Origin of the sequence: Streptomyces venezuelae (assembly GCF_008642315.1) — a bacterium.
In the GTDB taxonomy this organism is placed as follows: domain Bacteria; phylum Actinomycetota; class Actinomycetes; order Streptomycetales; family Streptomycetaceae; genus Streptomyces; species Streptomyces venezuelae_D.
Genome location: NZ_CP029192.1, coordinates 6,060,712 through 6,082,221 on the forward strand (window position 1 = coordinate 6,060,712; position 21,510 = coordinate 6,082,221).

General features: G+C 71.5%; 21 protein-coding genes. 10 read left to right on the forward strand and 11 right to left on the reverse strand.

Annotation, left to right across the window (positions count from 1 at the left end):
• Positions 1-7: 7 nt before the first annotated feature.
• The gene (locus tag DEJ48_RS26535; protein ID WP_150218752.1) at positions 8-805 is read right to left on the reverse strand and encodes a metal ABC transporter ATP-binding protein; all 798 of its coding nucleotides are present in this window, start codon (positions 803-805) and stop codon (positions 8-10) included.
• Between the two features lie 31 nt (positions 806-836).
• Entirely contained in the window at positions 837-1,820 is a 984-nt protein-coding gene (locus DEJ48_RS26540; RefSeq protein ID WP_150218753.1) for a metal ABC transporter substrate-binding protein, read from the reverse strand.
• Positions 1,821-2,006: 186 nt separating this feature from the next.
• On the opposite strand from DEJ48_RS26540, the gene DEJ48_RS26545 reads away from it, so the two are divergent.
• Positions 2,007-3,389 carry a glycine--tRNA ligase gene (locus DEJ48_RS26545; RefSeq protein ID WP_150218754.1) on the forward strand — a complete coding sequence of 461 codons (1,383 nt, stop codon included), beginning with the start codon at positions 2,007-2,009 and terminating at the stop codon, positions 3,387-3,389.
• Positions 3,390-3,464: 75 nt separating this feature from the next.
• Positions 3,465-3,680, forward strand: coding sequence for a hypothetical protein (locus DEJ48_RS26550; protein WP_150218755.1), 216 nt, complete (start codon positions 3,465-3,467; stop codon positions 3,678-3,680).
• Here DEJ48_RS26550 and DEJ48_RS26555 read toward each other — a convergent pair.
• Positions 3,613-4,491, reverse strand: a complete 879-nt coding sequence (locus DEJ48_RS26555; protein ID WP_150218756.1) for a helix-turn-helix transcriptional regulator — start codon at positions 4,489-4,491, stop codon at positions 3,613-3,615. The two genes, DEJ48_RS26550 and DEJ48_RS26555, sit on opposite strands and share 68 nt — an antisense overlap.
• A 77-nt stretch (positions 4,492-4,568) precedes the next feature.
• Here DEJ48_RS26555 and DEJ48_RS26560 point away from each other — a divergent pair, with 77 nt between their 5' ends.
• Positions 4,569-5,030 (forward strand): VOC family protein, encoded by a 462-nt coding sequence (locus tag DEJ48_RS26560; RefSeq protein ID WP_150218757.1) that lies wholly within the window; start codon positions 4,569-4,571, stop codon positions 5,028-5,030.
• A 32-nt stretch (positions 5,031-5,062) separates the two neighbouring features.
• Positions 5,063-5,719, forward strand: a complete 657-nt coding sequence (locus DEJ48_RS26565) for a class I SAM-dependent DNA methyltransferase (RefSeq protein ID WP_190537595.1) — start codon at positions 5,063-5,065, stop codon at positions 5,717-5,719.
• Positions 5,720-5,728: 9 nt separating this feature from the next.
• On the opposite strand, the gene DEJ48_RS26570 is transcribed toward DEJ48_RS26565, so the two are convergent.
• The 4 genes from DEJ48_RS26570 to DEJ48_RS26585 all read right to left on the reverse strand — a co-directional run bounded on the left by DEJ48_RS26570 (position 5,729) and on the right by DEJ48_RS26585 (position 9,254).
• Positions 5,729-6,079, reverse strand: a complete 351-nt coding sequence (locus DEJ48_RS26570; protein ID WP_150218758.1) for a hypothetical protein — start codon at positions 6,077-6,079, stop codon at positions 5,729-5,731.
• Positions 6,080-6,082: 3 nt separating this feature from the next.
• A complete protein-coding gene (locus tag DEJ48_RS26575) occupies positions 6,083-6,670 on the reverse strand; it encodes a TetR family transcriptional regulator (protein WP_150218759.1) in 588 nt (195 codons plus the stop codon).
• Between the two features lie 23 nt (positions 6,671-6,693).
• Positions 6,694-7,710 (reverse strand): aldo/keto reductase, encoded by a 1,017-nt coding sequence (locus DEJ48_RS26580; protein WP_150218760.1) that lies wholly within the window; start codon positions 7,708-7,710, stop codon positions 6,694-6,696.
• Positions 7,711-7,799: 89 nt separating this feature from the next.
• Positions 7,800-9,254, reverse strand: a complete 1,455-nt coding sequence (locus tag DEJ48_RS26585; RefSeq protein ID WP_150218761.1) for an MFS transporter — start codon at positions 9,252-9,254, stop codon at positions 7,800-7,802.
• 239 nt (positions 9,255-9,493) lie between these two features.
• Here DEJ48_RS26585 and dusB point away from each other — a divergent pair, with 239 nt between their 5' ends.
• Positions 9,494-10,633: a tRNA dihydrouridine synthase DusB gene (gene dusB, locus DEJ48_RS26590; protein WP_190537597.1), complete on the forward strand. Its 1,140-nt coding sequence runs from the start codon at positions 9,494-9,496 to the stop codon at positions 10,631-10,633.
• Between the two features lie 9 nt (positions 10,634-10,642).
• On the opposite strand, the gene DEJ48_RS26595 is transcribed toward dusB, so the two are convergent.
• Positions 10,643-11,920 carry a cytochrome P450 gene (locus tag DEJ48_RS26595; RefSeq protein WP_150218763.1) on the reverse strand — a complete coding sequence of 426 codons (1,278 nt, stop codon included), beginning with the start codon at positions 11,918-11,920 and terminating at the stop codon, positions 10,643-10,645.
• 94 nt (positions 11,921-12,014) lie between these two features.
• A complete protein-coding gene (locus DEJ48_RS26600) occupies positions 12,015-13,367 on the reverse strand; it encodes a glutamine synthetase family protein (RefSeq protein WP_150218764.1) in 1,353 nt (450 codons plus the stop codon).
• Positions 13,368-13,885: 518 nt separating this feature from the next.
• Here DEJ48_RS26600 and DEJ48_RS26605 point away from each other — a divergent pair.
• Positions 13,886-14,677, forward strand: coding sequence for an acetoacetate decarboxylase family protein (locus DEJ48_RS26605; RefSeq protein ID WP_150218765.1), 792 nt, complete (start codon positions 13,886-13,888; stop codon positions 14,675-14,677).
• Between the two features lie 12 nt (positions 14,678-14,689).
• On the opposite strand, the gene DEJ48_RS26610 is transcribed toward DEJ48_RS26605, so the two are convergent.
• Positions 14,690-16,204 carry an APC family permease gene (locus tag DEJ48_RS26610; protein WP_150218766.1) on the reverse strand — a complete coding sequence of 505 codons (1,515 nt, stop codon included), beginning with the start codon at positions 16,202-16,204 and terminating at the stop codon, positions 14,690-14,692.
• 135 nt (positions 16,205-16,339) lie between these two features.
• On the opposite strand from DEJ48_RS26610, the gene DEJ48_RS26615 reads away from it, so the two are divergent.
• The gene (locus tag DEJ48_RS26615; RefSeq protein WP_150218767.1) at positions 16,340-16,918 is read left to right on the forward strand and encodes a MarR family winged helix-turn-helix transcriptional regulator; all 579 of its coding nucleotides are present in this window, start codon (positions 16,340-16,342) and stop codon (positions 16,916-16,918) included.
• A gap of 337 nt (positions 16,919-17,255) precedes the next feature.
• Here the strand turns inward: DEJ48_RS26615 and DEJ48_RS26620 are convergent, their stop codons facing one another.
• Positions 17,256-18,008 carry a gamma-glutamyl-gamma-aminobutyrate hydrolase family protein gene (locus DEJ48_RS26620; RefSeq protein ID WP_223832210.1) on the reverse strand — a complete coding sequence of 251 codons (753 nt, stop codon included), beginning with the start codon at positions 18,006-18,008 and terminating at the stop codon, positions 17,256-17,258.
• A 142-nt stretch (positions 18,009-18,150) separates the two neighbouring features.
• On the opposite strand from DEJ48_RS26620, the gene DEJ48_RS26625 reads away from it, so the two are divergent.
• From DEJ48_RS26625 to DEJ48_RS26635, 3 genes are read left to right on the forward strand one after another with little or no spacing between them, the layout of a single operon-like run.
• Positions 18,151-19,692: an aldehyde dehydrogenase gene (locus tag DEJ48_RS26625; protein WP_150218768.1), complete on the forward strand. Its 1,542-nt coding sequence runs from the start codon at positions 18,151-18,153 to the stop codon at positions 19,690-19,692.
• Entirely contained in the window at positions 19,685-20,599 is a 915-nt protein-coding gene (locus DEJ48_RS26630) for a catechol 1,2-dioxygenase (protein WP_150218769.1), read from the forward strand. The genes DEJ48_RS26625 and DEJ48_RS26630 overlap by 8 nt, the downstream gene beginning before the upstream one ends.
• Positions 20,596-21,468, forward strand: coding sequence for a fumarylacetoacetate hydrolase family protein (locus tag DEJ48_RS26635; protein ID WP_150218770.1), 873 nt, complete (start codon positions 20,596-20,598; stop codon positions 21,466-21,468). Before DEJ48_RS26630 ends, DEJ48_RS26635 begins: the two co-directional genes overlap by 4 nt.
• The last annotated feature ends 42 nt before the right edge of the window (positions 21,469-21,510 follow it).

The window sequence follows — 21,510 nt, forward strand, 5'->3', positions numbered from 1 at the left end:
CGCGTCCTCAGGTGAGCAGGCCGGTACGGACCGGCTCCGCGTCGGCGGTGTGCGGGTGGACGTGGTCGTGGCCGGGCAGCGCGTGCTGGCCGACCGCGCGCGGCGGCGGGCCGTCGTGCAGGACACAGCCGTCGCGCAGGACCACGGCACGGTCGATCAGGGGTTCCAGGGGGCCGAGCTCGTGCAGGACGAGCAGGACGGAGGCGCCGCCCGCGACCTGCCGGCGCAGGGTGGTGGCGAGGACCTCCTGGCTGGCCAGGTCGACGCCCGCCATCGGCTCGTCCATGATCAGCAGTTCCGGCTCGGAGGCCAGCGCGCGGGCGATGAGGACCCGCTGGTGCTGACCGCCGGAGAGGGCGTTGACGGAGTCCTTGGCGCGGTCGGAGAGCCCCACCTGGTCGATGGCGTGGGCGACGGCCTCGCGGTCGGCCTTGCGCAGGATCCCGAGGCGGGTGCGCGAGAGCCGGCCGGAGGCGACGACCTCGTTGATGGTGGCGGGGACGCCGCCTGCCGCGGTGGTGCGCTGCGGTACGTACCCGACGCGGGCCCAGTCGCGGAAGCGGCGGCGCGGGGTGCCGAAGATCTCCACCTCGCCACCGGTGACGGGGACCTGCCCTATGACCGTGCGGACGGCCGTGGACTTGCCGGAGCCGTTGGCGCCGAGGAGGGCGACGACCTCGCCGCGGCCGACGCCGAGGTCGATGCCGCGCAGGACGGGGCGCGAGCCGAGCTCGGCCGTCACCTTGCGCAGGGATATGACCGCGTCGCCCTTTTCGGCGTTGTCCTTCTCGGTTGACTTGCTCATCGCTCCGGCCTCCAAAGCCGCTGGGAGGGGGTCACTTGGCGCCCAGGGCCTTCTGCAGGGCCTTGAGGTTGGAGTGCATGACCTGCATGTAGTCGTCGCCCTTGGAGTCGTCGGTGATGCCCTCGACGGGGTCTAGCACGTCGGTCTTCAGGCCGGTGTCCTTGGCGAGGGTCTGCGCCGTCTTGTCGCTGACGAGCGTCTCGTAGAAGACCGTGGTGACGCCGTCGGCCTTCGCCATCTTCTGGAGGTCCTTGACGCGCTTGGCGCTCGGCTCGCCCTCGGGGTCGAGGCCGCTGATGGCCTCCTCGGTGAGGCCGTAGCGCTCGGCGAGGTAGCCGAAGGCGGCGTGGGTGGTGATGAAGACCCTTGAAGATCCAGGGCCGGTGTTCTTCAGGCCGTCCTCGAACGACTTGTTCAGGCCACCGAGCTTCTTCACGAGCGCCGCGGTGTTCTTCTCGTAGGTCTTCGCGTGCTTCGGGTCGGCCTTCTCCAGGGCCTTGCCGACGCCCTCGGCGACCTCGGCGTACTTCACCGGGTCCAGCCAGACGTGAGGGTCGGCGCCTTCGTGGGAGTGGCCGTGGTCGTGGCCCTCTTCGTCCTCGGCGTGGTCGTGCTCCTCCGCGTGCCCGCCGACCTCGTTGCCGTGCTTCTCCATGCTGGTCAGCGTCGCGGCGTCGACCTTGGTCTTGATGCCGGACTGGTCGATGGCCTTGTCGACGGCGGGCTGGAGGCCCTTGAGGTAGAGGGCGACGCCGGACTCTTCGAGCTCGCCGCGCTGCCGGGCGGAGATCTCGAGGTCGTGGGGCTCCTGGCCGGGCTCGGTGAGGGTGGTGACGGAGACGTGGTCGCCGCCGATCTGCTCGGCGAGGTACTGCATGGGGTAGAACGACGCCACTATGTCCAGCTTGCCGTCCTTGTCGTCCGCGGCGGAGGTGGAGCAGGCGGTCAGGGCGGTGAGGCCGAGGACCGTGGCGGAGGCGAGGGCGGTGGTGGGTATCAGGCGTCGTACGTTCATGACACTCATTTTCAACAAAAGTGGAAACGATTGTCAACAAGGCCTCCGTGAGGGCGTGCGCGAGGACGGGTACGGGGAACCGATTTGATTAGGGGGGTAAGGCCGCCGGTAACCTGAAGCATTCGCTCCCGAAGCCGTTGCTCCCGCAGCACTTGCTTCGTCCGCCGTCGTAATGAAGAGAGCACCGTGGCCGCCGACAAGATCGACACCATCGTCAGCCTGAGCAAGCGCCGTGGCTTCGTTTTCCCCTGCAGTGAGATCTACGGCGGTCAGCGCGCCGCCTGGGACTACGGACCGCTCGGCGTCGAGCTGAAGGAGAACCTCAAGCGCCAGTGGTGGCGCTACATGGTCACCTCGCGCGAGGACGTTGTCGGTATCGACTCCTCGGTGATCCTGGCGAGCGAGGTCTGGGAGGCCTCCGGCCACGTCAAGACCTTCTCCGACCCGCTCACCGAGTGCCTCTCCTGTCACAAGCGCCACCGCGCCGACCACCTGGAAGAGGCCTACGAGGCCAAGCACAACCGCCCGCCGGCCAACGGCCTCGCGGACGTCAACTGCCCCAACTGCGGCACCAAGGGCCAGTTCACCGAGCCCAAGCAGTTCTCCGGCATGCTCGCCACGCACCTCGGCCCCACGCAGGACAGCGGCTCCGTCGCCTACCTGCGCCCCGAGACCGCGCAGGGCATCTTCACCAACTTCGCCCAGGTCCAGCAGACCTCGCGCCGCAAGCCGCCGTTCGGCATCGCGCAGATGGGCAAGTCCTTCCGCAACGAGATCACGCCCGGCAACTTCATCTTCCGGACCCGCGAGTTCGAGCAGATGGAGATGGAGTTCTTCGTCAAGCCGGGCGAGGACGAGAAGTGGCAGGAGTACTGGATGGAGCAGCGCTGGAACTGGTACACCGGCCTGGGTCTGCGCGAGGAGAACATGCGGTGGTACGAGCACCCGAAGGAGAAGCTCTCCCACTACTCCAAGCGCACCGCTGACATCGAGTACCGCTTCCAGTTCGGCGGCAGCGAGTGGGGCGAGCTGGAAGGCGTCGCCAACCGCACGGACTACGACCTGTCGGCGCACTCCAAGGCGTCCGGCCAGGACCTGTCCTACTTCGACCAGGAGGCCGGCGAGCGCTGGACCCCCTACGTCATCGAGCCCGCGGCCGGCGTCGGCCGCACCATGCTCGCCTTCCTCCTCGACTCCTACATCGAGGACGAGGCCCCCAACGCCAAGGGCAAGCTGGAGAAGCGCACGGTCATGCGCTTCGACCACCGCATCGCCCCGGTGAAGGTCGCGGTGCTCCCGCTCTCCCGCAACCCGGAGCTCTCCCCGAAGGCCAAGGGCCTCGCGACCGCGCTCCGCCAGAACTGGAACATCGAGTTCGACGACGCGGGCGCCATCGGCCGCCGCTACCGTCGCCAGGACGAGATCGGCACGCCGTACTGCGTGACGGTCGACTTCGACACCCTGGACGACAACGCGGTGACGGTGCGCGAGCGCGACACGATGAAGCAGGAGCGGGTCTCCCTCGACCAGATCGAGGGCTACCTCGCCACGCGCCTCGTGGGCTGCTGACGCCCGCGGCATGACGCCGCAGGAAGCCCCCGGTTCCGGGTTATGGAACCGGGGGCTTCCGTGCACACTGAGCGCATGCCTACGCCCACGACCACGAGCAGGGTCAGACGATGGGACCAGCACGGCCGCGAGCACGTCGTGGAGGTCCAGAAGGCGGGCGTGCTGCGGCAGTTGTGCTGCGGGACGTGCGGGTGGCGCAGGAAGGCGCAGTTCCTGCCGTGGCTCAAGGCCGAGGAACACCTGACGCTGGAGCATCAGGCGACGGTGAATCCTTCGTCGCCGGTGTCGTGAGGGGGCCGGGCGTCATCACGAGGACGCCGGTGTTCTGCGGCTGAGGGTTCAGGAGCAGCCTCATGTCGTACGCGCGGAGTGGGCGCGCACCTCTCGGGGCGATGTCGACGGTGCGCGGGGCGAAGTCCCCGACCGAGCGGCAGCCCCACCAGTCGGCCAGGTCGGCCCTGGCGTCCCGCAGCCGCGCGGTGAGCAACTGGAACCCCGCATCCCCGGGCCGACGGTCGGAACGGCTGCGCAGATGCCGGTAGAGATCGACGACGACGGACTCCCACCCGGGCAGCACCCGCTGATGGGACGCGTCACCGACGAGCAGGAGCAGCAAGTTGCGCCGCTCGTCGGGGAGTTCGGCGGGGTCGGGCCAGACGTCGGCGTACGCGCGGTTCCAGGCGAGGAGGTCGAGGGCCGGCCCGAGAATCACCGCGGGGCTGTCGGGCCAACGGCCGATCATGCCGAGGAGCCCCGGCTCGACCGCTGACCCGACGACTGCCGGGCCCGTCGCCTCCGCCGCGTCGGGGGCGAACCCGGCGAGGGCGAGGGCGTGCCGATGGGAGGCGTCGTCGAGGCGCAGGGCGCGGGCGACGGCGTCGAGCACCTGACGTGAGGTGTCCACGCGCCCCTGCTCCAGCCACGTGTACCAGGCCACGGAGACCCCGGAGAGCGCCGCGACCTCCTCGCGCCGCAACCCCGAGGTGCGGCGGCGCGCGGTCACGGGCAGCCCGACGTCACCGGGGGAGAGCCGCTCGCGGTGGGCACGGAGGAAGCCGCCAAGTCCGGAGCGCAGCGCGGAGGTCGCCGTATTGCTGGCCATATCCCCAGCGTATGACCTGGGATCACCCCATGAACGCGGACCTGGCTGGGCCGCACCCGGAGGCGGAGGCTGCTCCCATGACCGACAACACCACACGCCCCGACACCACCCGCCCCGGCACCACCCCCACGATGTGGCGCCGCCGCAACGACTCCACGCACCTGCACGAGCCCCGCCCCTTCCTCCGCGTCTACACACCGCCCGGCACGCTGGACGCGCTGGCGTCGTCCTACGAGCGCCTGCTCGGCACGGAGCGGGACATGTGGTTCGCGTACCCCGAGAAGGGGCTGAACCTCGCGGTGGTCGGAGCGTTCCTCCTGATCGAGGGCACGGAGGAGACCCTGGCGCCGTTCCGCGCGACGCACGGGACGCTGCTGGTCGACTCGGCCCAGGCCTATCTGACCCGCCTGGCGGCGGAGGGCGCGGAGATCACGGACCCCTTGATCAAGGTCCCCACGGGCTCGGGCTTCACGGCCCGCCACCGGGACGGCACGGTGATCGAGTACGTCGAGCACAGGCCGACGGAGGAGGGCCTCTAGGGCCTGTCAGAGGCAGGCCCTAGGGTCCGCCTGTGACCACTATTCCTTCCACGCACCTCACCGAGACGGCGGATGCCTACGACGCCATCGCCACCGTGTACGCGGACCTGCCCCGGGACGACCTGCGGGCCCCTTCGCTGGACCACGCGTGGATCGCCGCGTTCGCCGCGCGGGTACGGGCCGAAGGCGGGGGAGCCGTCGCGGAGTTCGGCTGCGGCCCGGGCCCCGTGACGGCACTCCTGCGGGACCTGGGCCTGGACGCGTTCGGCGTCGACCTCTCCCCGGCGATGATCGACCTGGCCCGCGAGGCCCACCCGGACATCCGCTTCGAGGTCGGCTCGACGGAGGCGCTGGCCCCGGCGGGCGAAGAGCTGCGGGGCATCGTCTCCTGGTACTCCCTGATCCACACGCCCCCGAAAGAACTCCCCTCGTACTTCGCGGAGTTCCACCGGGCCCTGCGTCCGGGCGGCCACCTCCTGCTCGCCTTCTTCGAGGCGGAGGGCGATCCGCTCACCCCCTTCGACCACAAGGTGACGACGGCCTACCGCTGGCCGATCGACGACCTCGCGGGCCTGGCCCGCGAGGCGGGCTTCAAGGAACTGGGTCGCATGCTCCGCGAGCCGGGGGAGGGGGAGCGGTTCAGGCGGGGCCACCTGCTGATGCGGAAGGACGGCACTACGAGCCCATGAAGGACGGCACTACGAGCCCATGAAGGGCGCGACCCGGTTGTCCAGCCAGATCAGGCCCGCCCAGGCGAGCGCCGTCACCGTGATCGCCGACGCCGCGGTCGCGGCCGCGGTGCGGGCGGGCCGCCCGGTCCTGTGGCGCAGGGAGGAGTTGGTCAGGGCCCAGGCCACCACTGCCGTCGCGGGGAGCCCGAACACCAACAGGGGCAGCTCCACGTACAGCAGGCTCAGATCCCGTTCGCCCTCGAAGCCGCCGCTCAGACCGGGCCCGGCACCGCGCAGCCAGACCGTGAATCCCACGGCGGCGGCGACGGCCGCGATCAGGCAGCCGGCGGCGCCGGTCGGCTCGTCGCGTCGCCCCACCGGTCAGGCCCGCAGGCCGCGCAGGGTGAGGTCGAGGACCGCCGCGAACGCGTCCTCGATGCCCGGGCGGGACCAGTGGGACGCGTAGCAGGGGTCGTGGAAGCGGGACGTGGCGTCGAAGACCGCCCGGGCCGAGAGGGCGGGGTCGGGGGACGTGAAGGCGCCCGTGTCCGCGCCCTCTCGGATGATTGACGTCAGCTGTGACGTGAGGTCCGCGATGTGGGCGTCCACCACGTCGCTGTTCTCGTCGACCAGGACCGAGTAGGTGGCGAAGAGTTCCGGGTCGTCGCCCGCCTTGTGCTGCTTCGCGGCGAAGAGGCCCGCCAGCCAGTCGCGGAGCTTCGTCTCGGGAGGCTCCGTGCCGGTGACGATCACGGCGAGGGCCTGCGACGTACGGTCCAGCCAGCGCCGCGTCACCGCGCCGCGCAGCTCCGCCTTCGTGCGGAAGTGGCGGTACACCGTGCCGTGGCTCACCCCGAGGGCGCGGGCCACGTCGACCACCGTGGCCTTGGCCGCGCCGTGCCTGCGCAGCACCTCCTCGGTCGCTTCGAGGATGCGCTCGGGGGTCAGGGGAGCCGCGGTTGCTGCCATGGCTAGACCGTACCCGGGGGCGATCAGTGCTCGCTGTCGAGGTGTGCCATCTGCGCCTCGGGGTAGCGGGCGCCCGCCGCCGCGCCCGCCGGGACCGCCGCCTCGATCGCGGCCAGGTCGGCGGCGTCGAGCGTCACGTCCAGGGCGCCGAGTGCCTCGTCGAGGCGGGTGCGCGTACGGGCGCCCACCAGCGGCACGATCGACGCGCCGTGCGGGGTGCCCTGCGCGAGCACCCAGGCGATCGCGGTCTGCGCGACGCTCACGCCCTTCTGGTCGGCGATCTTCCGCAGCGCCTCGACCAGGTCGAGGTTGCGGTCGAGGTTCTCGCCCTGGAAGCGGGGGCTCATCGAGCGGAAGTCGTTCGCGGCCAGCTTGCGGTCGCGGGTGAAGTGGCCGGAGATCAGGCCGCGGGACAGCACGCCGTACGCCGTCACGCCGATGCCGAGCTCCGCGACCGTGGGCAGGATCTCCGCCTCGATGCCGCGCGAGATGAGGGAGTACTCGATCTGGAGGTCGGAGATCGGGGCCGTGGCCGCCGCCCGGCGGATCGTGCCCGCGCCGACCTCGGAGAGGCCGATGTGCCGCACGTACCCCTTCTCGACCAGTTCGGCGATGGCGCCCACCGTCTCCTCGACCGGTACGTCGGGGTCGATGCGGGCGATGCGGTAGACGTCGATGTGGTCGACGCCGAGGCGCTGGAGGGAGTAGGCGGCGAAGTTCCTGACGGCGGACGGGCGGCCGTCGTAGCCCGACCAGCCGCCGTCCGGGTCGCGGAGCGCGCCGAACTTCACGCTGGTCAGCGCCTGCTCGCGGCGGGCCGCCGGGGCGGAGCGCAGGGCTTCGCCGATCAGCATTTCGTTGTGCCCCATGGCGTAGAAGTCGCCGGTGTCGAGGAGCGTGACGCCCGCCTCGAGGGCGGCGTGGATCGTCGCGATCGACTCCGTGCGGTCCGCCTCTCCGTAGAGCGCGGACATGCCCATGCAGCCGAGGCCGAGGGCGGAGGTCTGGGGTCCGGTGTTTCCGAGAGTGAGAGTGCGCATGCCTCCACCATGGCATGACGGATGACAGATTTCAATATCTGTCATCTGATACCTGTCACCTGTCACCTTCCATCTGTCCCCTATGACCCCTATGACCTGTCGCTCTGCGCCTCCTGCTCCGCGGGCTCCTCCAGGCGCTCCGCCGTCCTCCGTGCCGACTCCCGCGCCCACCGCCCACTCGTCACCGCCCCCAGCACCAGCACCGCGAGCCCGCAGCCCGCGATGATCCACCAGCCGGGGCGGCTCGCCCGCGTGAACTCCTTCGCGTACGAGGAAGACGTCACGCCCGACGCCAGTACCGCGCCGATCACCGCCACGCCGAGCGTCGTGCCCACCTGGCGGCTGGTGGAGGCGATCGCCGCGGCCACGCCCGCCTGGGCGCGCGGCATTCCGGAGACCGCCGTGTTGGTGATCGGCGCGTTCACGAAACCGAAGCCCAGGCCGAAGAGGACGTACCCGATCAGGCGCGTACCGTCGGACGCCGCCGCGTCGAACGCGGCGAACAGGACGCCCGACACCGTCATCGTCACGCCCGCGATCAGCAGCGGGATCCGTGGTCCGCGGCCGCCCACCAGGCGGCCCGACAGTGGGCCGCAGACCAGGGCCAACGCCGCGATCGGCAGCATCCACAGGCCGGCGTGCAGCGCGTCGAGGCCGAGTACGTCCTGGAGGTGGAGCGTCGAGAGGAAGAGGAAGCCGCTGAGCGCGGCGAAGGCGCAGACCGCGATCACCGTCGCCCCGCTGAACGGCGCCGAGCGGAAGAAGCGCAGCTCGATCAGGGGCTCGGCGCGGCGCGGCTCGTACCGCAGCAGTCCGACGAGGCCGAGCGCCGCGGCGCCCGCCGCGGAGAGGATCAGCGGGGACGTCCAGCCCGCTCGCGGCGCCTCGATGATCGCGAACGTCAGAGCGCCGAGCAGCATGATCACGAGGAGTTGCCCCACCGGGTCCGCGCGGCGCGGCTTCGGGGCGCGGGACTCGGGGACGTGGCGCAGGGTGAGGACGAGCGCCGCGAGGCCCACCGGCAGGTTGACCAGGAAGATCGAGCGCCAGCCGACCGAGTCCACGAGGGCCCCGCCGACCAGCGGGCCCGCCGCGAGGGAGATGCCCGAGACTCCGCCCCAGACGCCGATCGCGCGGGCCCGTTCGCGCGGGTCGGTGAACGTGTTGGTGATGATCGACATCGCGACCGGATTGAGCATGGAGCCGCCGACGGCCTGCACCATGCGGAAGACGACGAGCAGTTCGAGGCTGGGGGCGAGAGAGCAGAGCGCCGAACCGAGCGTGAAGATCACCAGGCCCGCCACGAAGATCTTGCGGCGACCGATCCGGTCGGCGGTCGACCCCGCGAGCATGAGGAGCGAGGCGAGGACGAGCGTGTACGCGTCGACCGTCCACTGCATGCCCGAGACGCTCGTGCCGAACTCACGCTGCAAGGTGGGCAGCGCGACGTTCAGGACCGTGTTGTCGAGGGTGACGATCAGGAGGCTGGTGCAGCAGATCGCGAGAACGAGCATGCGGTGGCGGTGGTCGAGTTCGTCGGGCATCTGTCGACGGTAGTTCGGTGCGACGTCTCTGCGACGCTCCTGCGCCGGGCCGCGCCGGGCCGCGCCGGGCCGCGCCGGGCCGCGCCGGGCCGCGCCGGGCCGCTCGGGTGGCGGTGGCGGCTGGAGCGGCTCGCGGAGCTGTCGGCGGCGGGGCGGGACCGTCGGATGAGGAGGGTGGGACGGCCGCTCGCTGGATGAGGGACAATGGAGGGTCCCGTCGTCCGTCCCGGAGATCATCGATGCCGTCCCTGCCGCAGCCCCTGTCGATCGGCCCGCACACCGTGCAGCCGCCCGTCGTGCTCGCCCCCATGGCGGGCATCACCAACGCGCCGTTCCGGACGCTGTGCCGGGAGTTCAGCGGCGGCAAGGGCCTCTTCGTCAGCGAGATGATCACCACGCGCGCCCTGGTCGAGCGCAACGAGAAGACCATGCAGCTGATCCACTTCGACGAGACGGAGGAGCCCCGCTCGATCCAGCTGTACGGCGTCGACCCCGCGACCGTCGGCAAGGCCGTCCGCATGATCGCGGAGGAGGGCCTCGCCGACCACATCGACCTGAACTTCGGCTGCCCCGTCCCCAAGGTCACCCGCAAGGGCGGCGGCTCCGCGCTCCCGTACAAGCGGCCGCTGCTGCGCGCGATCCTCCGTGAGGCCGTCAGCGGCGCAGGGGACCTGCCCGTCACGATGAAGATGCGCAAGGGCATCAACGACGAGCACATCACCTTCCTGGACGCGGGCCGCATCGCGGTCGAGGAGGGCGTGACCGCCATCGCCCTGCACGGCAGGACGGCCGCCCAGCACTACGGCGGGACGGCCGACTGGGACGCCATCGCCCGCCTCAAGGAGCACGTCCCCGAGATCCCCGTGCTCGGCAACGGCGACATCTGGTCGGCGGCGGACGCGGTCCGCATGATGAACGAGACGGGCTGCGACGGCGTCGTCGTGGGCCGCGGCTGCCTCGGCCGCCCCTGGCTCTTCGGCGACCTGGTCGCCGCCTTCGAGGGCACGGGCGCACCCGCGGCGCCGACTCTGCGCGAGGTCTCCACCGTCATGCTGCGCCACGCGACGCTGCTCGGCGAGTGGATCGGCGACGAGGCGCGGGGCGTCATCGACTTCCGCAAGCACGTGGCCTGGTACCTGAAGGGCTTCGCGGTCGGCTCGGAGATGCGCAAGCGTCTCGCGATCACCTCCTCGCTCGCCGAACTGGAGGACGGCCTCGGCGAGCTGGACCTCGACCAGCCGTGGCCGACCGGCGCGGACGGCCCGCGCGGCCGCACCTCCGGCAACAACCGCGTGGTCCTGCCGGACGGCTGGCTCAAGGACCCGTACGACTGCGCGGGCATCAGCGAGGAAGCGGAGCTGGACACGTCGGGCGGCTGAGTCACGGAGTCACAGGCTCCGGGCGAGCGTCACCGTCACGGGAAGTTCCTTGATCCCGTTCACGAAGTTCGACCGCACCCGCCGCACCTCACCGGCCACGCGGATGTCCGCCAGCCTCGGCAGCAGCTCCTCGAACATGATCCGCATCTCCAGGCGGGCCAGGGAGTTGCCGAGGCAGAAGTGCGGGCTGCCCTTGCCGAAGGTGACGTGGTCGTTGTTCTCGCGGGTGACGTCGAAGCGGTACGGGTCGGGGAAGACGTCCTCGTCGCGGTTGCCGGAGGCGAACCACATGACGACCTTGTCGCCCGCCCTGATGAGCTTCCCGCCGAGCTCGACGTCGCGCGTCGCCGTCCGCCGGAAGTGATAGACGGGCGAGGCCCAGCGCAGGCACTCCTCCACGGCGTTCGGTATGAGCGAGGGGTCGCGGACGAGCCGCTCCCGCTCCTCCGGATGCTCGATGAGCGCGAGCACGGAGTGCGAGATGGCGTGCCGGGTGGTCTCGTTCCCTGCGACGACGAGCAGCAGGAAGTAGTTGTCGAAGTCGGTGGCGGAGAGCGGCACGCCGTCCCTGGGTGAGCTGTTCACGAGCGCCGTCACGAGGTCGTCCCCGCTGCCGCCCCGCCGCCGGGCGGCCAACTCCCGCCCGTACGCGAAGACTTCGAGAGACGCGGGCGACCTGAAGGGCAGATTGCGGTACTGCCCGCTCTCCTCGCTCTCCAGCAGCACATCGGCGTAGTCCGGGTCGGTGTTCCCGATGATGCGGTTGCCCCAGTCGATGAGCTGCTGCGTGTCGCCTTCCGGGACGTCGAGCATGCGGGCGAGCACGTTGATGGGGAAGTCGGCGGACACCTCCCGCACGAAGTCGAACGTGCCTTTGGGCAGGGCGGCGTCGAGGGTACGGGCGGTCAGGCCCCGCAGGAACGTCTCGTACGTCGCGACGGCGCGCGGCGTGAACCGCTTCTGCAGGATGAGCCGCATCGCCCGGTGCCGCAGTCCGTCGGTTTCGAGGAGTGACCGGCGCAACGCGATGTAGTCGTCGTCGACCTCCTCCAGATTGGTGAACATCTCGGAGGTGAAGGTCTCCGGATCGCGGTCGACGCGCACGATGTCGGCATGCCGGGTGACCGCCCAGAAGCCGGAGTTGGGCGGCGGCTCGGGCTGCCAGTGGACGGGGTCCTCGCGGCGCAGCACGTCGAACATCCGCCAGGGCAGGTCGCGGTCGGTGAACCGGTCGTTGTCGGCGAGGTCGACGTCGGCGAGAGGGAGGGGAGGGGTGTCCGTGCGCATGAGGGTGCTCCCTTTCAGGGCTCGGCCGTTCCGGTCCCGGCCTTCCGGTCCCGGCCGTTCCGGTCTCGGCGGGGGAGGGGCTGATCCGGCGCGCTCAGATGAGGAACGCGTACTCTCCGAACTCCCAGTCCGTGACGCTCTGCTGATACCGCTCGACCTCATTGCGCTTGTACGTGAGGAACGCGCCGGTGAAGTCCTCGCCGAGGAGTCCGGTGAGCGCCTCGTCGGCCTCCAGGGCGTCGAGGGCCTCGGGGAGGGTGGCGGGGAGGCGGGGCGCGGAGGACGCGTCGTACCCGTACCCCTCCAGCGGAGCGGGCGGTTCGGGCCGGTCGCGGAGGCCGAGCAGGACGGCGGCGACGGTGCCGGCGACGAGGAGGTAGGGGTTGGCGGAGGCGTCGCCGAGGCGCAGCTCCAGGCGGGTGCCCGCGCCGCGTTCGGGCGGGATGCGGACCATGGCGCTGCGGTTGTCGAGACCCCAGTCGATCAGCCAGGGGGCGAGGGTGTCTGGCCCGAAGCGCTTGTAGGAGTTGACGGTCGGGTTGAGCAGTGCGGCGAGCGCGGGGGCGTGCCGCAGGACGCCGCCGACGGCGTGCCGGGCGGTGGCGGAGAGCCCGTTCTCGGCCCGCGGATCGTCGAAGACGTTCTGCCCTTCGCCGTCGACGAGCGACAGATGCACGTGGAACCCCGACCCGCCGAGGCCGTTGAACGGCTTCGCCATGAAGGTCGCGAGACGCCCTTCGTGCCGGGCGGTCTCCTTGACGGCGGCCTTGAAGAAGAAGGCGCGGTCGGCGGCGTCCAGGGCGCCGGAGTGGTCGAGATTGATCTCGAACTGTCCGCCGTCGAACTCGTGGTTCCCGGCGACGACACCGATCCCGAGCGCCTCCAACTGGCGCAGGGTGCGCAGCAGATGGCCGTCGGGGTCGCCGCGCCGCCCGGCGCTGTAGACGTTGCCGGTGGCGGCGCCGTAGGGGGTCCAGCCGGAGGGGGTGGCGGGGGAGGAGTCGCAGAGGAAGTACTCCAACTCGGGCCCGACGACGACGGAGAGTCCACGCGGCCCGGCGGCGCCTTCCCGGTGCGGGGCACAGTCGTCGGCGTGCGCGAGCACGCGCTTCAGCAGGGCGCGCGGGGACTCCGGTACGGGCCCGTCGGTGAGCGGGTCCAGGCTGTCCCCCAGGCACCAGGCGACGCCGGGCTCCCACGGCAGGGGCTTCAGGGTGGTGAGATCCGGTTGTACGCAGATGTCGGGGAGCCCCGCGTCGAGTCCGCCCGCGACGGGGACGACGTCGCCGCGGGGGGTGGTGTGGTAGACCGCCCTGCAGAACGTCAGACCGTGCGTGCACGCGCTCGGCAGCCGGCCCACGAGGACGTCTCTGCCGCGGTCGGCTCCCAGCAGGTCGGGGTAGACGACGCGGACGACGTCGGTGCCGGCGGCTCGGAGGTTCTCCACGGTTGCCGTCGCCGTGGCCTGAACGGTCGTCGCCCTGCCCTGTGGTCGTGCGCTCGCTTCACTCACCCGTGTCCCAGCCTTTCCGGGGGCGCGGTGCGCGATTTGTTTGACCTCAAACGGTAGGGAGGTGGGGCGGGGTTCGCAAGCCCCCGTACGCCACCGCTCCACAGGACCAGCAGCCCCAACTCCGCTACTCCGCAGCGGAATCACTCCCACCCACCCGTTCACCCCGTAACGTCCAGCGGGAGTAGGGGCGGTTGACCTACCGGGCCGCAGGCGCCCATGCGTCGGAGGGGACGTGGGGGTATGTGCGCACGCAGCACCGAGCCAACCGAGGCGGCCGGAAACATTCCACGCGGCGCAGGGATGGCGAGTACGGACATACCCCCGCGGCCCCGCACTCGCAGACGGGCAGCAGGCGAACCCACCCCGAGGCGCCCCCGCCGGAAACCGTGACAGAGTGACACCCCCGGCGTATCGTACGGGCTCAAACGACCTACCCGGGAGGGGCGTCGAGCATGACCGGAGTCCGTGGGTTCCATCCGCCCAAGAGCGCCACCGGCCGCTCCTCCCTCATCCCCGCACCCCCTTGGCACTACTCCGGCGACCTCCTCACCATCGAGTACCGCACCAACCCCGCCCGCGTCCGCGAACTCCTCCCCGAGCCGCTCGACCTGGCCCCCGAAGACCCCGGCGCCGTCGCCCTCATCTGGGCTGACTGGCAGTCGTGCGGCGCCGACAGGGCCGAGCTGCTCGACCCCGTCCGCGCCCAGTACAAGGAGTGCTTCGCGGTGGTCCGCTGTGCCTACCGCGCCCGCACCTACTCCCGCTGCGTCTACATCTGGGTCGACAAGGACTTCGCCATCGCCCGCGGCAACCACCAGGGCTACCCGAAGAAGCTCGGCTCCATCCACCTCACCCGCCCCCACCCCTACGGCCCAGCCCCCCGCATCGAGCCCGGCGCCGTCTTCGGCGCCACGCTCGCCGCCGCCGACCGCCGCCTCGCCCAGGCGGTGGTGACCCTGCGCGAACCCTCCGCGACGAACGGCTTCGTGAACGCCCACCCCATGGCCCACCACCGCCAACTCCCCGCCATCGACGGGAAGGGCCTGGCCCTCGACGAACTGATCGCCTCGGGCGCCGCGGCCTTCGAGGGCGGTCAGTCGTGGCAGGGCGACGCGGACCTCACCCTCTTCGACGCGCCCACGGAGGAGCTCGCCGACCTCACGGTCGACGAGCCCATAGGCGCGTACTACCGCCAGGTGGGAGTCACCTGGAACGGCGGCACCTTGCTGGAGCGGGGCCTCTAACCACCCGCGTCCCTAACCACCCACGTCCCCCTTTTCCCGCTCACTCCCAGCTCCCGACCCAGCTCCCGACCCGGTTCCCGCCCCAACCCCATCCCCAACTCCCGCATAAATCCCAGGCCGCCCCACCCGCAGCCAAGCCCCCCACCCGACCCCCACCCCCGCCGCGACCAGAATGAGCCCCGGCAGAATCCACCGCAGGGGGTTGGCCGAGGAAACCCCCAGCTGGACGCTGAAGTTGGTGAGGGCGAGCCAGAAGATGACGGCGAGCGCGGCACCCGAGAGGACGGGGGCGATCAGCCGGTGCCAGAGGGGCTCGCCCAGCTCGGGCCGGCGTGCGAAGTAGGCGACGACCGACGCCGACGTGGCGAACAGGAGCAGGATCACGCCGAGCGCGCCGAGGTTGGTCAGCCAGGTGAAGACGTCGGCGACGGGGTCGCGCCCGGCCAGGGCGAAGACGCAGATCACGATGACGGTGACCGCGGTCTGCAGCAGCGAACCCCGGTGCGGCGAGGAGTGCCGCCGGTGCAGGACCCCGAGTCGGCGGGGCAGTACACCTTCCCGCCCGAGCGAACGCACGTACCGCGCAACGGCGTTGTGGAAGGAGAGGAGCGCGGCGAGCAGGCTGGTGATCAGGAAGAACTGGGCGAAGTCGGAGAAGACCGTGCCCGGACTGGCGTCGCCGAGCGAGAACATCATCCCCGGCCCCTGCTCGGCGGCGATCCGATTCGCCCGCCCGGTCCCCGCGCCCGTGACCATCGCCCAGGCCGTGGCGGCGTAGAAGACGCCGATGAGCCCGACGGCGATGTACGTGGCGCGTGCGACGGTACGGCGCGGATCCCGGCACTCCTCGCTGTACAGCGCGGCCGACTCGAAGCCCATGTAAGCCGCGAACACGCAGCACAGCGCGACGCCGAGCGAGCCGTCCGTGGCGGCGCCCCAGGTGAGCGGCGCGGTCGAGACGCCCTCGGGGGCGTGGGTGAACTGGCCGATGTCGAAGACGAGCACTGTGCCGAACTCCAGGACGAGCAGCACGGCGAGGACGCGCACCCCCACGTCGACGCGCCGGTAGCCGAGCGCCCCGACGACGGCCGCGCAGGCCAGTACGAGAACCCACCAGGGAATCTCCACCCCCGTCCGGGCGTCGATGAACTCAGAGGTGGTGGCGCCGAAGAGGCCCGCGATGCCGATCTGCATGGCGTTGTACGAGAGCAGCGCGACGAAGGCCGCGCCGACACCGGGGACGCGGCCGAGACCGTGCGCGGTGTACGCGTAGAACGCCCCGGCGCCGGTGATGTGACGGCTCATCGCCGCGTACCCGGCGCTGAAGAGCGCGAGTACGACGGCTGTCAGGAGGTAGAGGAGCGGTATCCCGAGGATTCCCGTGATGCCTAGGGACTGCGGGACACCGCCCGCGGCCACGGTCAGCGGCGCGGACGCGGCGACGACGACGAAGACGATGCCCGCGACACCGATGCGGCGTTCGGGGACAGTGGTGGAAACGGGCGTGACGGGGGAGTCGAGGGCCATGCCGAACTCCGGGGAGAGGAGGGCGCGTCCGCTCGGGACGCGTTATCGTTTGAGCCCGTACGAAATTCGAGTGGCGCCGATGGTACGGAGGCGCATGCACCACGGCAAGAAGTACGGCAAGAGGAGGGCACGGACGTGACGGGCGATCGCACCATCCACGAGACCGAGAAGGCGGTCAGGGCCAAGCTCGGCGGCACACCCGTCGCGTACGAGCAGATGGCCGCGGTGTCGAACATCTACCGCGCGGCCGCGGCGGTCCGGCAGCACTTCGAGAACTCGGTCCTGCGCGGCGCCGAACTGACGTGGACGTCGTTCGTCGTGCTCTATGTGGTCTGGATCTGGGGCGAGATGGAGACGCGGTACGTCGCCGAGGAGGCCGGCATCTCCAAGGGCACGCTGACGGGGGTCGCCCGCACGCTCATGGGCCGGGGCCTGCTCGAACGCCGCGGCCACCCGGAGGACGGAAGGCTGGTCCTGCTCCGGCTGACGGACGAGGGGGAGCGGACGATGAACGACGTCTTCCCCGCCTTCAACGCGGAGGAGGCCTTCGTCACGGAGGGGCTGACGGACGCGGAGTGCGAGACGCTGGCGGACCTGCTCCGCAAGATCGTCGTACGGACGGAGGAGAAGGGCGACGACCGCAGGCAGAACCTCCTGAACGGCGCACCCCCACCCCCGCGCCGCAGCGGCCGCAGACCCCGCTCCACCGCCTGACCCCCACCTCGGCCACCCCCACCCCCGCGTCGCAGCGGCCGCAGACCCCGCCCCACCGCCTGACCCGCACCTCGGGCCCCGCGCCGCAGCGGCCGCAGACCCCGCTCCACCGCCTGACCCCCACCTCGGCCACCCCCACCCCCGCGTCGCAGCGGCCGCAAACCCCGCCCCACCGCTTGCCCCCCACCTCGGGCCCCCGCGCCGCAGCGGCTACAAGCCCCGCCCCACCGCCTGACTCCTACGCCGCCCCCGCGCCGCAGTCGCCGCAAACCCCGCCCCACCACCTGACCCCCACCTCGCCCCCCCCCCCCCCGCGCCTGGCCCGCAGAGCAGCCCGTCACCCCGCGCGCGCATCCCTCTCCGCCCACCCCCCGGCCGCCCCCACCAACCCCCCGAACAAGCCCTGCTGCCCCCCGTCCACCGCCGCCGTGTCCTCCGGATGCCACTGAACCGCGGCGAACCACCCCACCCCGCCCGGCAGTTCGAGTGCCTCCACCGTTCCGTCGGTCGCCCACGCCGTCGCCCGCAGTCCCCGCCCGGGCAGCTCCACGCACTGGTGGTGGTAGCAGGACACGTCTGTCCGCACGGCGCCGAGCGCCCGCGCCACCACCGAGCCCGCCGCCACCCGCACCCCGTGCACCTTGTGCCGGTGCTCCGCCGTCGGGCCGCCCATGTCCTGCCGCAGCGTGCCGCCGAGGGCCACGTTGACCACCTGCATGCCCCGGCAGACCGCCAGTGTCGGCAGTCCCCGGGACAGTGCGCAGCGGGCGAGCGCGAGGTCGAAGTCGTCCTGCGCGTCGTCGACGTCGTACACGGCGCTGTGGACGTCGGCGTCGGCCGCGTACCGCCAGGGGGCGACGTCCCCGCCGCCGGGCAGCAACAGGCCGGCGCAGCGCGCGAGGCGGTCGGCCGCCTCGTCCGGCGGGCCGGGATGCATCATGAACGGCTCGCCGCCCGCGCGGAACACCGCGTCGGCGAGGGCGCGCGCGGTGACGACGGCGGCGTAGCGCAGGGCGGAGGTCGTCGCGGCGTACCGCTGGGGGAGGGCGATCAGGGGGCGGGTGCGGGGCGTGGGCCGGGGCATCGGCATGGCTGACTTCCGGAGGCGGGCTTTTCGTTTGGGCTCAAACGGTAAGTCGAACAATATCTCAACGCCCCGTCCGCTACGAGGGGTTGACCCCGCCTCGACCCCTCCCTAATGTTGTTTGGGTTCAAACGAACTGGAGGCAGAGATGGCTCCTCCTACCCCCGGACCTCCGGGGAACCCGGCGCGCGACACGCATCCGGCGCCGCACACGGCGACCGTCGCCCACGTGCCCGTCGACACCCGCCACTGGATCGACGGCGCCCGAGTCGCCTCCCCCGCCACCTTCACCGATCACTCGCCCATCGACGGCACCCCGCTCGCCGAGATCGCCCGCGGCACCGCCGCCGAGGCCCGCGCCGCCGTCGCCGCCGCCGACGCCGCCTTCCCGCGCTGGGCCGCGACGCCCCCGGCCGAGCGCGCGGCGCTGCTGCACGCCGTCGCCGACCGCGTCGACGCCCGCGCCGGAGAGCTCGCCGCCGTCGAGACCGCCGACAACGGCGCCCTCCTCCGCTCGCACCGTCGAGGCGTACTGCCCCGCGTCGCCCACAACTTCCGATACTTCGCCGACCGCCTCCTCGCCCTCTCCCACGACGACTTCGACACCCGCGGCCACACCAACCACGTCAGCTGGGACCCGGCGGGCCCCGCCGTCCTCATCACGCCGTGGAACGCCCCGCTGATGCTGTCCAGCTGGAAGATCGCCCCCGCGCTGGCCGCGGGGTCCACCGTCGTGCTGAAGCCGGCCGAGTGGACCCCGCTCACCGCCTCGCTCCTCGCGGACATCACGCACGAGGCGGGGCTGCCGCCCGGGGTCTTCAACGTCGTGCAGGGGTACGGCGACGAGGCCGGCGCACCCCTCACCGCCCACCCCGACGTGCGCCGCATCAGCTTCACCGGCTCCGTGCCTACCGCCCACCGCATCGCCGCGGCCGCCGCCGCCCACCTCGTGCCGTGCAGCTTCGAGCTCGGCGGCAAGTCGCCGCTGCTCGTCCTCGCCGACGCCGACCTGGACCTCGCCGCCGACCTCGCCGTGGAGCAGTACGACAACGCGGGCCAGATCTGCCTCGCCGCCACCCGCATCCTCGTCGAGGAGTCCGTGCGCGACGCCTTCCTCGGCCGGTTCCTCGACCGCGTGGCCGAGCTGGTCCAGGGCGACCCGCGCGACGAGACCACCGACATCGGGCCCAGCATCCACCCCCGGCACGTGGAGCGCGTGGACGGATTCGTGCGCCGAGCGCTCGTGGCGGGAGCCAAGGCCCTTGTCGGCGGCGCCCCCCACCCCGGGCTGTCCGACGTGTCGGGCGGCACCTACTACCTCCCCACCCTCCTCACCGACGTCGACCAGGAATCCGAGATCGTCCAGGAAGAGGTCTTCGGACCCGTCCTCACCCTCCAGACGTTCCCCGACGGCGACGAGGACGAGGCGGTGCGCCTCGCCAACGGCACCCGCTTCGGGCTCGCCGCCACCCTCGCCGCCGGGGACCGCGAGCGTGCGGCACGGATCGGCGCGCGGCTCGTCGCGGGCACGGTCTGGGTCAACTGCTTCTACGTACGCGACCTCTCTGCGCCCTTCGGCGGCTCGCGCAGCTCCGGCATCGGGCGCGAGGGCGGCGACTGGTCCTTCGACTTCTACTGCGACCTGAAGAACACGGTGACGGCGCCGAAGGGGTGGGTCGACCATGGGTGAGATCGTCGGAGCGGGCCTCCTCGCCCACGTCCCCACCATCGTGCTGCCCGAACCCGTCCGCAAAGAACTCAACGAGGGCCGCGAGATCAGCCTCGTCCCCGGCCTGCGCAAGCTGCGCGCCGACGTCTTCGAGACGCTCGACTACGACACCGTGGTCGTCCTCGACTCGCACTGGGCGACCACCGTCGAGTTCGTCGTCTCCGCGCAGCCCCGCCGCGCCGGCCTGTTCACCTCCGAAGAACTGCCGCGCGGCATGTGCCGCATGCCGTACGACTATCCCGGCGACCCCGAACTCGCCCACTCCGTGGCCCGGTTCGCGGAGAAGCACGGCACCTGGATCACCCCGATCGACGACTCCTTCCTGCCCGTGTACTACGCCACCATCAACCTGTGGACGTACCTGGGCCACGGCCTCCCCGAGAAGAAGTGGGTCTCGATCGGGGTCTGCCAGACCGGTGACGCCGAGGACCACCTGCGGCTCGGCCGGGCGCTCGCCGACGGCATCGGCGCGCTCCCCGGACGCAGGGTCCTGCTCATCGCGTCCGGCGCCCTCTCGCACACGTTCTGGCCGCTGCGCGAGCTCCGCGCCCACGAGTCGAGCGACCCCGCCCACATCCGTACGCCCGAGGCGCGCGCCGCCGACCACGCACGCATCGACTGGCTGGAACACGGAGACCATGCCCAAGTCCTGCGCACCATGCCGGAGTTCCTCACCCACAAGCCGGAGGCCCGGTTCGGGCACTACCTCATGATGATCGGCGCCCTCGGCGAGGAACGCTGCACCGCGCCCGGACGTGCCTACAGCGCGTACGAGAACTCCATCGGCACGGGCCAGATGCACCTGTGGTTCGACCGCCCGGCGGCCGGCTGGACCGGCGAGGCCCGTGAAGCGGAGGCGACGGCATGAGGGCGAGCGGATCGAGGCCGACCACGACCGAGTACCGCCGCGTCCTCCTGGACGGATCCGCCGTCCAGGTCGTGCGCGAGGGCGACGAGCTGATCGCACCCGACGGACGCCGCGTCAAGACGTCCGAGGCCCACCACCTGCCGCCCGTGCGCCCGTCAAAGGTCATCGCGGTCCACCTCAACCACCGGAGCCGCGTGCGGGAGTTCGGCGTCACGCTGCCACCCGCGCCCACCTACTTCCACAAGCCGGTCTCCGCCCTCAACAGCCACGGCGGCGCCGTCGTGCGCCCCGAGGGCTGCAAGTACCTCAACTACGAGGGGGAGATCGGCATCGTCATCGGCCGCGCCTGCCGCAACGTGGCACCGGACGAGGCCGGTGCGTACATCGCGGGCTTCACCGTCGCCAACGACTACGGCCTGCACGACTTCCGCGACACGGACGCCGGTTCGATGCTCCGCGTCAAGGGCTCCGACACGCTCTGCCCACTCGGCCCCGGCCTGGTCACCGGCTGGGACTTCCACGGCAAGTACCTCCGCACGTACGTCAACGGCGAGCTCGTGCAGGACGGTTCGACCGACGAGATGCAGTGGGACATGCACTATCTCGTCGCCGACATCGCCCGCACGATCACCCTGGAACCGGGCGACGTCCTGCTCTCCGGAACACCCGCGGGCTCCCGGCCCGTCCGCCCCGGCGACATCGTCGAGGTCGAGGCGGAGGGCCTTGGACGCCTCACCAACCACATCGTCACCGGCCCGACGCCCATCCGCCCCGATGTCGGCGCCCAGCCCACCGAGTCCGAGGAGGTCCTCTCCACGGCGCTGGGCGGCGACTGGGAGTTCCGAGGCATCAGACCACCGAACCGCTGAGCTCGGCGCCGCGAACCCGCCCCGACCCTACGGAACAGCACG